Here is a 12,148-nt window from a genome sequence, read left to right as displayed (position 1 = left end):
GCCCCGGCGCAGGGTCAGTGCCGTGCGTGGGGCGCCACCTCGTTGCGGGGCGGCAGCGGGGCGACGGGGATCTGCCGCGCGGGGGCGGGGGCGGGGCCGTCGACTCCGGCAAGCAGCTGACGTCCGGCCCGCTCCGGCCGGACGTGGGGGCCCTCGGCCGACTGCGCCCCCGGGCGCCGGGTGGCCGCCCGGATCCGGTCCTCGTCGATCCCGACACCCAGTCCGGGTGAGTCGCCGAGGACGAAGGCCCCGTCCTCGACGTGCAGATCGACGGAGACCCCGACCGGTGGACGCAGGTCCTGCAACTCGCTGGTGAGGTGGTTCGGCACCGAGGTGGCGGCGTGCAGCAACCCGACCGGGCTGTTGCCGATGGGGCTCACCGGCAGGTCGTGGGCGTGCGCCAGGGCGGATGTCCGCAGGAAGTGGGTGACCCCCCAGACGGCGGCCATCTGGACGATGTCGACCGCGCCGGCGGCGATCAGCGGGCGGTACTGCTCGAGCCCGGTCAGGTTCTCCCCGGTCGCCACCGACGCGCGGACTCCCCGGCCGACCGCGGCGAGGCCCTCGGCGTCCCACCGGCGAACCGGCTCCTCGATCCAGATGAGGTCCAGGGTGCGTTCCAACTCGTAGACGTGCCGGACGGCCTGCTTGCGGGTCCATGCCTCGTTCACGTCGAGCATCAGACCCGGCCGCAGTCCGCGACCGGCCTCGGTCAGCACCTCCCGGACCAGGCAGAGTCGATGCCGGTCGCGTTCGATGTCGAGGCCGCCCTTGAGCTTGGCGGCCCGTAGGCCGTACCGGGCGTAGACCTCGTACGTCGAGACGAGTTCGTCGTCGGTCAGCCCGATGTCCAGGCCGGACGCGTACGCCGGGACCCGCCGGTCGCGTCCGCCCAGCAACCGCCACAGCGGCTCGCCGGCAACCTGCGCCTTGATGTCCCACAGGGCGGTGTCGAGCGCGCCGATGGTGCCGAACACCGGGCCGGCGTGGCCCGCCTTGAAGGTGTGCCGCAGCATGCGGTCGTAGAGGGTGGTGACGGCGCGCGGGTCTTCTCCGTCGATGGCCGCGAAGATCCGCTCGATCTCGACGTGCGGTCCGAGGCCGACCCCCGAGATGCCCTCGTCGGTATCGACGATGACGATCGACACCGGGACCACACCGTCGGCGAAGACACCGTTGGCGTCGCCGACCGGTCGTCCCCATTCCTGGACCGTGTGGAGAGTCCGATATCCGGTGATCCGCATGTCAGCCCTTCGTGGAACCGGCGGCGACGCCGTCGGCGATCTGGCGCTGGAGGAAGAGGTAGACCAGCAGGACGGGTATCGCGGCGATCAGCACCCCCGAGGCGAAGGTGGGGATGTCGTCGGAGTACTGGCCCCGCAGCGAGGTCACGCCGACCATCAGCGTCCGGTGGTCCGCCGAGGGCATCATCACCAACGCCATGAGGACGTCGTTCCAGCAGAACAGGGCGTTGAGGATGCCGACCGACAGCAGTGCCGGGGTGCCCAGGGGAAGCATGATCCGGCGGTACACGCCGTACACGCTGTTGCCGTCGATGCGGGCCGCGTCGATGATCTCCGGCGGGATGCTCCGGTAGTAGCTCGTCATCAGGAAGATGGTGAAGGGCAGGAACTGGGCGACGTAGACGAGGACCAGGCCGGGGTACGTGTCGATGAGCGCGGTGTCGGCCATGATCCGGGCGAGCGGCACCATGATCACCTGGAACGGCACGAACAGCCCGGCGAGGCAGCCCAGGAAGAGCGCCGACGAGCCGCGGAACCGCAGTTGACTCAGGGCGAAACCGGCCATCGATCCGAGCAGCAGCAGCAGGACCACCGACGACGTCACCACGAGCAGCGAGTTGACGAAATAGCGGCCCATGCCGACGCTGTTCCAGGCCGTGTCGATGTTCTCCCAGCGCAGGGCGTCGGTCAGCGAGAACCGGTCGAGGATGTAGTCACGCCGCGTCTTCATCGCGACGTTGGCGGTGAACAGCAGTGGGTAGATCGTCGCGAGCGCGAGCAACGACATCGGGACGGCGATCAGCCACCGGCTCAGGCGTACGCGGGACATCAGTCCTCCCTTCCCGCCCGCTTGAGCAGCTTGATCTGCAACAACCCCACCACGATCATGATCACGAAGAGGATCGTCGACGCGGCCGACGCGAGGGCCGGCCGGTTCATCTGGCCCTGCTGGATCCAGATGTAGTACTCCGGCAGGTACGTCGATCCCTCCGGGCCGCCGCTGGTCATCACGAAGAGCAGGCCGAACATGGAGGTCAACATCCCGATCAGCGTGGTCACGAAGACGAACTGGATGGTGCGGGAGAGACCCGGGACGATCACGTGCCAGATGACCTGGGGCAGTGACGCCCCGTCCACCCGGGCGGCGTCCAGCAGCGCGGCGTCCAGGGTGGCGAACCCGGCGAGGAACACCACCAGCGCCATCCCGAAGGTGGCCCAGACATGCACCCCGACCACCATGAACATGGCGACGTCCGGGTCGCCGAGCCAGTCCACCGGCCTGACCCCGACCGAGGCGAGGACGGCGTTGAGCGGGCCGTCGAAGGCGAGCAGCAGGTTGAAGATCGCGCCGACGATGACCGGGGAGAGCACCGCGGGGAAGAAGTAGACGCCGCGGTAGAACCGGTGGCCCGGTACCCGCAGGTAGATGAAGGTCGCGAGCAGCCCGGGGATCGCCACCGCCACCGGAAGCAGCAGCACCAGCAGCCCGACGTTGCCCAGCGCGGTCCGGAACAGCGGATCGTGGAACAGCTCGCGGTAGTTGTCGAGACCGACCGCCAGCCCGTTGCGTACCCCGTCGCCGGTGAACGAGAAGTTGACGCCGAGGATCAGCGGGTAGAGCCGGAGCGCCACGATGATCAGGACGGCCGGGGCGACCAGGATGTAGGGGGCGAAGCGCTCGGCCCGCGCGCCACCACGGGATCGCCGGGCACGGTTGCCGGCCCGCTCGGTGGAGAGCCCACCCCGCGCCGGACCGGTCCGTCCGGCGGGAGCCGGACGGACCGACGGCTGAGCGTTTCCGATCGGCACGAGGTCAGCCCGCCTGGTCGGAAGCGGCCAGTTGCTTCACCACCTCGTCGACGGTGATCGAACCGCTGAGCAGTTGCTGGGAGAGCCGACCCATCAGGTCCAGGGTCTTCGAGGAGAGCGCCACGTGCAGGGCCGGCTTGCCGCCCTTGATCTCGGAGACGATGGTGGCGGCGGCCGGGCCGGCCTGCGACACGTCGATCGTGCTGTCGGCGGCGATCGCGCCGGCTTCGGCGTAGAACGCCTTCAGCGCCTCGGTCGAGGTCAGCGAGCGCACCAGGTCCGCGGCGACCTTCGGGTCCTTGGTCCACTTGGCGACGCCGTAGCCGATGCCACCGTCGTAGGGCAGGCTCGGGGTGGTCCCGGCGGTGACCACCGGGGTGTCCATGACGCCGAGCTTCCCGGGGGTCAGGAACTCGTTGAAGTCCTTCCAGTGCCCCACGTCCGACATCAGCCCGATGACATGGGCGGCCTTGCTGGACTGGAAGAGCGCGAACGAGTCGTTGAACATCGCGGTGGAGTTGGCGCCGTCGTTGTTCAGGCCCGCCTCGCCGGCCTCCTGCCAGAGCTGGAAGACCCGCTTGACGTTGGCCGAGTTCCAGTCGCGCCTGCCGGCGATCCAGTCGTCGTACTCCTGGGCGGTGAGGATGCCCGACGCCAGGGCGGAGAGCCAGAACTGGATGCCGACGCCCTCCTTGTTGCCGAGGGCGAAGCACTTGGCCCCGGCCCTGGCGATGGCGGCGCAGTCGGCGACGAACTCGGTCCACGTCGTGGCCGGGCTCGCCGGGTCCAGTCCGGCCCGCTCGTAGAGCGCCTTGTTGTAGTAGATGGGGTGGCCCTGCAGGGTCACCGGGCCGGCGTAGATCTTGCCGTCCTTGGTGAACGCGTCCCAGCCGGCCAGCCGCTGCCTGTCGTCGGCCACGTACTCGTCCAGCGGCGCCAGCGCGTCGACCCGGTCGCGGATCTGGCCGCCACCGTTGAACAGGATGACGTCCGGGCCCTTGCCGGACTGGATCGCCGCACCGAGCAGCGTGTAGTACTGGTCGAACGGCTGGGCGACGAACTCCACCGTGACGTTCGGGTGCTTCTTCGCGAAGTCGGCCTTCGCCTTCTCGATGTACGGTGCGGCGGAGGCCTCACCGGACTTCCAGTCCCACACCACCAGCTTTTCCTCCGACCCACCGGACGACGAGTCCGAGTCGGTGGCACTTCCACAGCCGGCCAGAGCCAGTCCCGCAACGAGGACCGCCGACCACAATGCGCGCTGTTTCATCGTTGTTCACCTCAGAAGGGGATTGGCCGACGGACCCGCCGTCGCGCCATCGTTGACCGGAACGTAACTCGTATGACGTGTGACGTCAATCGTCGGTCGTACACTGATCTCCGGACGCCGGTGCCACGGCGATCCACTCGGAGGGGGACATGACGCCATCGCAGGACACAGCCCCGAATGCCGTGGCCAGCCCGGCGTGGTCGCGGCGACCGGCCAACCTCGCCACGGCGGTCACCGCCGAGCTGGTGGAGCGCATCGTCCGCGGGGTGCATCCGTCCGGCGCGCCGCTGCCCCCCGAGCCGGTCCTCTGCGAGACCTTCTCGGTGAGCCGGACCGTCGTCCGGGAGGCGGTGAAGATCCTTCAGGAGAAGGGGCTCGTACAGGTCCGCCAGGGCGCCGGCACCACGGTCACCCCGCCGTCGAACTGGGACATGCTCGACGAACTCGTCCTCGGCGCCACCATCGCCGAGGACGACAGCCTCGCCATCCTCGACGACCTCGTCGTCACCCGGCGGGTGCTCGAGTCCGACATGGCCAACGTCGCCGCCCGCCTCGCCGACCAGGAGACCCTCGACCGGCTGCGCGCCCTGGTGGACCGGATGGACGAGCTGGTCGACGACCATGTCACCTACCACGAGCAGGACCGCGCCTTCCACGACACGGTCATGCAGGCGTCCGGCAACCGCATCGCGCGCGGTGTCGTACGCGCGCTGGAGAGTCAGGTGGTGAACACCGCCCGCTACATGGGCCGGACCGAACGCTCCCTCTGTGTGGCGTCCAACCGCGGGCACCGTCGGATCTACGAGCGGATCGCCGCGGGCGACCCGGAGGGTGCCGCCGAGGCGATGTTCACCCACATCACCGAGGCCTGGCTGGTCCGGCGCAGCGGTTCGGGTCGGCCCGCCCGCCTGCAACGCTGAGCCGGCGGCGCCCGCTCCCGGTGCGGGAGCGGGCGCCGCGGTCGCACGTCGGCCTCGTCGCCGACCCGGAGTCACGAGAACTGCGCGAAGAACCGCCAGATCTCGCCCTTGGTCCAGGTGGTGATGCCACTCTCGGCGTACGTGCCGTCCACCGGGCCGGGCATGTGGCCGTTGTCGTACGCGGCCCACTGCACCGGGTAGCCGGCCCGGCATCCCGAGTAGGTGGTGGTGATGTGCGTGCGGCTGCCCGCTCCCGGCTCGGGCGGGTTCTGTGCGGCGCAGCCGTTGTTCCGGACGAACGTGTCGCGCAGCGAGCGTCCCTGGGAGATGCTCAGGACGTTGTCCGAGATGCCGTGCAGCCCGAAGTACGCGATGGGCTGCGTACCGCCGCTGCATCCACTGATCTGCGCGCCGGAGATGACCGCGACGGCCCGGAAGACATTGGCCCGCGCGCAGGCGAGGGCGTAGCTCATGCCGCCGCCCCAGCTGAAGCCGAGGGCGAACCGCTGCCGCGGGTTGACGCACAGGGCACTTTCGATCCGGCTGATCATGTCGTCGACGAAGACGACGTCCTCGCCACCGGCGTTGCCCCAGCCGTTGCCGAGCCCCTGCGGCGCCACGAGGATCGCGCTGTTGTTCGACTGTTCCTGCTGGCCGTAGTAGGACCAGGGGGTCCCACTGGTGCCGCCGGAGGAGATCTCCTGCATGGTGCCACCCCGCCAGTGGAACGCGAAGATCAGCCGGTACGGGTTGTTGTTGTTGTAGTTGCTGGGCACCCGCAGGATGAACGAGCGGCTCTTGCCGTTGCTCTGGATCGTGTGCGTGCCGCTGTTCAGGGTCGGCGCCTTGCCGCACCCGGTGCCGCCGGTCGGCGGCGGGGTGGTGCCGCCGTCGGTACGGACGAGCTGCCACTGCTGGTTGGCGCCGTTCCAGTCGGAGTACTGCACGATGTTCGCCCCGTCGGCCGTGGAGGCCCCCTGCACCTCCACCGCCTTGCCGCTGTGCCGGCTGATCAGCCGGACGTGGCCACCGTCCGAGTCAGCCAGCCGGAACTGCTGGTTCGGGCCGTTGCCGTCGGTCCACTGCACGATCGCGCCGCCGTCGGCGGTGGAGAAGTTGTAGACGTCGAGGACCTTGCCCGAGTGCCGGGACTTCAGCCGGTAGAAACCCCCGCCGGAGTCCACGAACTGCCACTGCTGGTTCGCGCCGTTGTTGCGCGTCCACTGGCTGATCCGCGCGCCGTCGTTGGTCGCCGCGCCGTACAGGTCCAACGCCTTGCCGCTGTTCCGGTTCACCAGGACGTACCAGGCGTTGGTATCCACCGTCGCCGCCGCCGCGGGCGTCGCGTTCACCGCGACGAGCGTGCCGGCCGCCATGACCGCGACCGCCGCCGCGGCCAGCGTCGACCGCCAGCGACGTCTCCGGGGAGAGGCGGGACGAGCCTCACCGATGGCCTTCATGGTCCACTCCTTCGATCGGGGTCACCCACGGGCAGAACGCACGCGCGTGCCCTGGCGTGTGTGCCGGCGTCCGGTGGTGGCGTCAGCACGATGGGGTGTTGCGCGGGTGAGCGCGGCGGCGGCGTACGACCCGGGCCCCGCCCCGACCGACGCGATCGAAGCAGGCCCGCGCAGACCGCGGCGGTGCGTCATCCGGCTCCCGGCAGCCACCTGACCCGCGCGTCAGAAGTTAGCGCTCACGACGTCATACGTCAAACGACGAACATCGATCAATACTGAGCTGGAGTCCTGACTTTCCATTACGGTCGGGGCCACTTGACGAAGTCAGTGTTATCGCTCACAGTCGATGGTCGAGGGCGACGCCCGCGGTGTCGGGCCGGGCGCACCGCGTTGGTCGCACCTCGGGTCACGACGCCCCCAGGGCAGGCCGACGGTCGGGCCCGACCGCCGGCGGGGGCCGGGCCACGGCTGTCGACGATCCGGCGTAGCGGGACAGGCATCCGCCGGAGCGCCGAAGTACCTCCGCCGTGCCGGATCGACGTGACCATGTCCAACCTGTGCCGCTGGTTGATTCGCCACTGGCCCGGTACGGAACGCCGCGGCCTGCCGCGGGTACCGGGGCGCCCGCCGAATCAACGACCGGACATCGGGCGGGCCGGCGGGAGCACGCCTCCCGCCGGCCCGCCGCACCGCCACCTGATTGTCAGTCCCCGCCACGGAGGCCCTGATGACCTCGCCCCACCTGAACCGCCGACTTCTCCTCCGGACCGCCGGCGCGACCGCCGTCGCCTCCACGGTCGGATCCGCCCTCGGGCCGCTGATCGGCGGGGGTGCCGCCAGCGCCGCGCTGCCTCCGGTCCGGCCCGACATCGGCGTCTCCGCGTACGCGTTCGACCCGGGCCAGGTGCGGCTGACCGCCAGCCGCTGGCAGGACAACCAGAATCGCACGCTCAACTACCTGCGCTTCGTCGACGTCAACCGGCTGCTCTACAACTTCCGGGCCAACCACCGCCTGTCCACCGCCGGCGCGGCGCCGACCGGAGGCTGGGACGCCCCGACCTTCCCGTTCCGTACCCACATGCAGGGGCACTTCCTGACCGCGTGGGCGTACGGGTGGGCGGTGCTCGGCGACACCACCTGCCGGGACAAGGCCGACCACATGGTCGCCGAGCTGGCGAAGTGCCAGGCCAACAACCCGGCCGCCGGCTTCGGCACCGGCTACCTCAGCGGCTTCCCCGAGTCCGACTTCACCGCGTTGGAAGCTCGCACGCTGAACAACGGCAACGTGCCCTACTACTGCATCCACAAGACGCTCGCCGGTCTGCTCGACGTGTGGCGCCTCATCGGTAACAACCAGGCCCGCGACGTGCTGCTGGGGCTCGCCGGCTGGGTCGACCGGCGCACCGGCCGGCTCACCTCCGCCCAGATGCAGGCCATGTTGGGCACCGAGTTCGGTGGCATGAACGCGGTGCTGACCGACCTGTACCAGCAGACCGGCGACGCCCGATGGCTGGCCGTCGCCCAGCGCTTCGACCACGCTGCCGTGTTCAACCCGCTGGCCGCGAACTCCGACCAGCTCAACGGGCTGCACGCCAACACCCAGGTGCCGAAGTGGATCGGCGCCGCCCGGGAGTTCAAGGCCACCGGGACCACCCGCTACCGGGACATCGCCAGCAACGCGTGGAACATCACCGTCGACGCGCACACCTACGTCATCGGCGGCAACAGCCAGGCCGAACATTTCCGCGCCCCCGACGCCATCGCCGGGTACCTGCGCACCGACACCTGCGAGGCGTGCAACACCTACAACATGCTCAAGCTGACCCGGGAGCTGTGGCAGCTGGACCCGAACCGGGCGGGGTACTTCGACTTCTACGAGCGGGCGCTGCTCAATCACATGATCGGCCAGCAGAACCCGGCCGACGGGCACGGCCACGTCACCTATTTCACCCCGCTCAACCCCGGTGGTCGGCGCGGCGTGGGACCGGCGTGGGGCGGCGGCACGTGGAGCACCGACTACCACTCCTTCTGGTGCTGTCAGGGCACCGGCCTGGAGACCAACACCACCTTGATGGACTCCATCTACTTCCACAACGGCAGCACGCTGACGGTCAACCTGTTCATGCCGTCGGTGCTCAACTGGACACCGCGCGGGATCACGGTCACCCAGAGCACCTCGTACCCGGTCAGCGACACCACCACCCTGACCGTCACCGGCTCGGTCGGCGGTTCGTGGACGATGCGGATCCGGATTCCGGCGTGGACCAGCGGGGCCACCGTCAGCGTCAACGGCACGCCGCAGAACATCGCCACCAGTCCGGGAAGCTACGCCGTGCTCACCCGTTCCTGGGCGTCCGGTGACGTGGTCACGGTCCGGCTGCCGATGCGCGTCGTCATGGTGCCGGCCAACGACAACCCCGCCGTCCAGGCGATCACGTACGGTCCGGTGGTGCTCTCCGGCAACTACGGCAACACCGCCCTGGCCGGCCTGCCCACCCTCGACCCCGGCTCGATCACCCGTACCAGCGGCAGTGCCCTGGCGTTCACCGCGGTCGCCAACGGCACCGGCGTCAACCTGGGCCCGTTCCACGACGCCCACGGTCACCACTACACGGTGTACTGGAACGTCGGTGCCGGTGGAGGCGGCACCGACGCCAGCTTCCGTCTGGCAAACGTCGCCAGTGGCCTGGTGCTCGGCATCCAGGACATGTCCACGGCCGACGGCGGACTCGCCCTCCAGTGGGGTGACACCGGCACCGCCGACCACAACTGGCAGATCCTGGTCGACGGATCGGCGATCCGGCTGCGCAACGTGCACAGCGGCAAGGTGCTCGGGGTGGAGAACATGTCCACCGCCGACAACGCCCGCATCCTCCAGTGGGCCGACAACGGCACCGCCGACCACCTCTGGACCGTCGTCGACGTCGGCGACGGCTCGCACAAGCTGCGCAACGTGCACACCGGCAAGCTGCTTGCCATCTCGGGTGGCGCGACCGGCCAGGGCGCCCAGGCGGTGCAGGACCAGGACAACGGCAGCCCGGACAACCAGTGGCGGTTCATACCCAACGGCGCCCGCCGGATCCAGAACCTCGCCAGCGGCCTCGTCCTCGGCGTGCAGAACATGTCCACCGCCGACGGCGGCCTCGTCATCCAGTGGGGCGACACCGGCACCGCCGACCACCTCTGGACCGCGATCGTGGACACCGGCGGATACCTGCGGCTGCGCAACTCGCACAGCGGCAAGGTGCTCGGCGTCGAGGGCGGCGCCACCACCGCCGGCGCCCGGATCCTCCAGTGGACCGACAGCGGCGCGGCCGACCACCGGTGGCGGCTGCGCTACGGCGGGGCCGGCTACTTCCGCATTCAGTGCGCCAACGGGGGCCGGGTCCTCGGCGTCAGCGGCGGCTCCAGCTCCCAGGGGGCGCAGGTCGTCCTCGGTAACGACAGCGGCGCCGCCGACCAGCGCTGGCGGTTCATCTGACCCGACGGGTACCGGCCTTCGGGCCGGTACCCGTTCCCCTGGTCGGCCGACCGGCGACACGTCTCGAGGCAGGCATGAGGACCGGGTCGGCTGTTCCCGTGGTACGCGGGCACGGCCAGCGGGTCGAGGGACCGCAGCGTCACCCTCGGGCACACGAGGGGAGTCGGACGCACTAACATAGCCGCGGTCCGGGACGGCTCTGCTGAATCGAGGCGACATGCGTTGGCTCCAGCGGTTGCTGGGCGGCGGGCGGGTCCAGCTCGATCCGGTCCGCCAGCAGACGTTGCTACGGGACGTCCAGACTCGGTACGGCGCCCACGCCCAGATCCGGTTCCCGGAGCAGGTCGAGGCGGTCACCGAGATGCTGGCCGGCGACGACGGTCTGGTGGTGGCGGCCCGGATCGTGAGCCAGGTCGCCGACGAGGCCCACGCGGACCTGCTGGCCCAGGCCCACGAGGTGCACCGGCGGACGGGCCGGCGGCTTCTGGTGCACCGCCGCAACTACCGGCCACTGTGGCGGGAGGCCGGGCCGGCTCTGCGGTGGCCACTGTTCGCGCTGCCGTGCGGCTTCCATCCGTACGCGCAGGTGGCCGCCGCCGTCAAGGTGGTCGGCCGCCGGGCACCCCGGCTGGACCGGGTGATCGACCCGAACCCGCTCGTGACCCGGCTGTTCGAGGTGCTCGACCTCACCATCGCGGGCTGGGAGTACGGCCGGGTGCGGGTGGACACCGACGCCGCCGCCCTGGCCGATCGACTCATCTCCAGCGCCGGTGAGGTCCTCGCCGCCATGGACGACCCGCCCCGGCTGCCGCCCGCGGTGCGCGAGCTGATGCGCCGCAACAACACCCTCGCCGTGCACGACCCGGCCAGCGCTCGGGCCCTGGGCGGCATCAACCCGGGCGCGAGGATGCGCGAGCAACTGCTGGTCTGAAGCCCGGCCGCACCACGTCCGACGTGCTTAGGTGGTTGGTGGAACAGTCGCCGGAGCAGAGGAGTGGTGCGACATGAACCGTCCCGGCCCGACCGGCCCGACTCGGGTGCTGGTGACCGGGGTCCGCGGCAAGACGGGCGTACCGCTGGCGCGGTCACTCACGACGCGGCCGGGCGTCGAGGTGCGCGGCGGCAGCAGCGATCCGTCCACGGTCACCATCGACGGCGTGCGCCCCACGGCCTTCTCGTGGGACGAACCCGCCGGGTGGGCGGCGGCGACCGACGGCGCCGAGGCCGTCTACGTCGTCCGACCGGATCGTGCCGACGCGCCGGACCTCATCGGTGCGCTGCTGCACCAGACGCCACCCGGCGCCCGCGTCGTCCTGCTGTCCGAGCGGGACGCGGACTACACCGGGCCCGACGGATGGGCACCGCGGGCCGAGCGTGCCGTACGTGACAGCGGGCGCGCCTGGACGATCCTGCGACCGAGCTGGTTCATGCAGGTCTTCACCGACCCACGCTTCTACCGCGACCAGATCACCGAGGCCGGGGAACTGGCCTTCCCCAGCGGTGGTGCGCGGGTGGCCTGGATCGACGCCCGGGACATCGCGGCCGTGGCCGAGCGGGCGCTGCTCGGAGACGGGCACGCCGGTCAGGTCTACGAGCTGTCCGGTCCGCAGTCCCTCTCGTTGCCGCGCACCGCGGAGCTGCTCGCCGCCGCGGCGGGACGTCCGGTGGTCCATCGTGAGGTGACCGTGGACGAGGCACTCGCCGGGACATCGGGCTTCGAACGGGACCTCACCGCGCTGACGTTCGAGCGCGTGCGCGCGGGCAGCTTCGCGGCGGTGACCGACACCGTCGAGCGGGTGACCGGGCGGCCGGCACGGTCGTTGCAGGACTTCCTGGCCGACACCCGGCCGGCCTAGGCGCACGCGACCCCGGAGGGTGTCCGGTCTCACCGCGGTCATACCCCCCGGGTCACCGTTACCGGCCGGTACCCTTGATCGGGACCAGACTGTACCCATATGTCCGCC

Annotated in this window: 9 protein-coding genes; 4 read left to right on the top strand and 5 right to left on the bottom strand. The window is 70.4% G+C overall.

Annotated elements, in window-relative coordinates; translation table 11 throughout:
* Positions 1-14: 14 nt before the first annotated feature.
* From D7223_RS16895 to D7223_RS16880, 4 genes are read right to left on the bottom strand one after another with little or no spacing between them, the layout of a single operon-like run.
* On the bottom strand, positions 15-1,244 hold the full coding sequence (locus tag D7223_RS16895; RefSeq protein WP_120729364.1) for a mandelate racemase/muconate lactonizing enzyme family protein: 1,230 nt from the start codon (positions 1,242-1,244) through the stop codon (positions 15-17).
* 1 nt (position 1,245) lies between these two features.
* Entirely contained in the window at positions 1,246-2,073 is an 828-nt protein-coding gene (locus D7223_RS16890; protein ID WP_120729363.1) for a carbohydrate ABC transporter permease, read from the bottom strand.
* On the bottom strand, positions 2,073-3,053 hold the full coding sequence (locus tag D7223_RS16885) for a carbohydrate ABC transporter permease (RefSeq protein WP_120729362.1): 981 nt from the start codon (positions 3,051-3,053) through the stop codon (positions 2,073-2,075). Before D7223_RS16885 ends, D7223_RS16890 begins: the two co-directional genes overlap by 1 nt.
* A gap of 4 nt (positions 3,054-3,057) precedes the next feature.
* Positions 3,058-4,323 carry an ABC transporter substrate-binding protein gene (locus D7223_RS16880; protein ID WP_120729361.1) on the bottom strand — a complete coding sequence of 422 codons (1,266 nt, stop codon included), beginning with the start codon at positions 4,321-4,323 and terminating at the stop codon, positions 3,058-3,060.
* 149 nt (positions 4,324-4,472) lie between these two features.
* Between D7223_RS16880 and D7223_RS16875 the strand changes: the two genes are divergently transcribed.
* Positions 4,473-5,243: a FadR/GntR family transcriptional regulator gene (locus D7223_RS16875; RefSeq protein ID WP_120729360.1), complete on the top strand. Its 771-nt coding sequence runs from the start codon at positions 4,473-4,475 to the stop codon at positions 5,241-5,243.
* A gap of 71 nt (positions 5,244-5,314) precedes the next feature.
* Here the strand turns inward: D7223_RS16875 and D7223_RS16870 are convergent, their stop codons facing one another.
* Entirely contained in the window at positions 5,315-6,703 is a 1,389-nt protein-coding gene (locus D7223_RS16870) for an RICIN domain-containing protein (RefSeq protein WP_120729359.1), read from the bottom strand.
* 727 nt (positions 6,704-7,430) lie between these two features.
* Here D7223_RS16870 and D7223_RS16865 point away from each other — a divergent pair.
* From D7223_RS16865 to D7223_RS16855, 3 genes are all read left to right on the top strand, one after another.
* Positions 7,431-10,184 (top strand): beta-L-arabinofuranosidase domain-containing protein, encoded by a 2,754-nt coding sequence (locus tag D7223_RS16865; RefSeq protein WP_120729358.1) that lies wholly within the window; start codon positions 7,431-7,433, stop codon positions 10,182-10,184.
* 217 nt (positions 10,185-10,401) lie between these two features.
* Complete coding sequence (locus D7223_RS16860; RefSeq protein ID WP_120729357.1) at positions 10,402-11,115, top strand: hypothetical protein; 714 nt, start codon at positions 10,402-10,404, stop codon at positions 11,113-11,115.
* Positions 11,116-11,188: 73 nt separating this feature from the next.
* Positions 11,189-12,040 (top strand): Rossmann-fold NAD(P)-binding domain-containing protein, encoded by an 852-nt coding sequence (locus D7223_RS16855; protein WP_120729356.1) that lies wholly within the window; start codon positions 11,189-11,191, stop codon positions 12,038-12,040.
* Positions 12,041-12,148: the final 108 nt, after the last annotated feature.

The sequence above is a fragment of the Micromonospora endolithica genome (assembly GCF_003626595.1).
Classification (GTDB): domain Bacteria; phylum Actinomycetota; class Actinomycetes; order Mycobacteriales; family Micromonosporaceae; genus Micromonospora; species Micromonospora endolithica.
The sequence above is the reverse complement of the archived record's forward strand: the minus strand, read 5'-3'. Positions and strand labels throughout refer to the sequence as shown.